Here is a 404-nt window from a genome sequence, read left to right on the forward strand (position 1 = left end):
TTGCCTATACTCGTCCTCGTCGCGGTGACGCTTTCGGCGATGCTGCTGGAAGGCGCCAGCATCGACTGGTCGGCAATCTACATGCGCACCGTGTTCGAATCCGGCCCCTTTGTCGCCGGCTTCACAGTGGCGCTGTTTGCATTCTCGCAGGCGACGACGCGTTTCTTCGCCGACAGCTTCGTCGACCGCCATTCGCCAAGCGGCGTGGCGCGCGTCCTCCTGGCGATGATGGCTGCCGGCGTTTTCCTGGTCTTCTTCTCGCCCGCGCCATTTATCTCGATGCTCGGCTTCGCGCTTCTGGGCGTTGGCAGCAGCGCCATCTTCCCGCTGGCGATCTCGGCCGCCGCTCAACGAAGCGATCGCCCCGCGGCGATCAACGTAGCGGCATTGTCACAGATCTCCTT

Annotated in this window: 1 pseudogene; it reads left to right on the forward strand. The window is 63.4% G+C overall.

The features are described 5' to 3' along the window. Positions 1-404: pseudogene (locus EOA36_RS36930) on the forward strand (MFS transporter); the annotation flags it as partial.

Origin of the sequence: Mesorhizobium sp. M8A.F.Ca.ET.021.01.1.1 (genome assembly GCF_003998025.1) — a bacterium.
Taxonomy (GTDB): Bacteria; Pseudomonadota; Alphaproteobacteria; order Rhizobiales; family Rhizobiaceae; genus Mesorhizobium.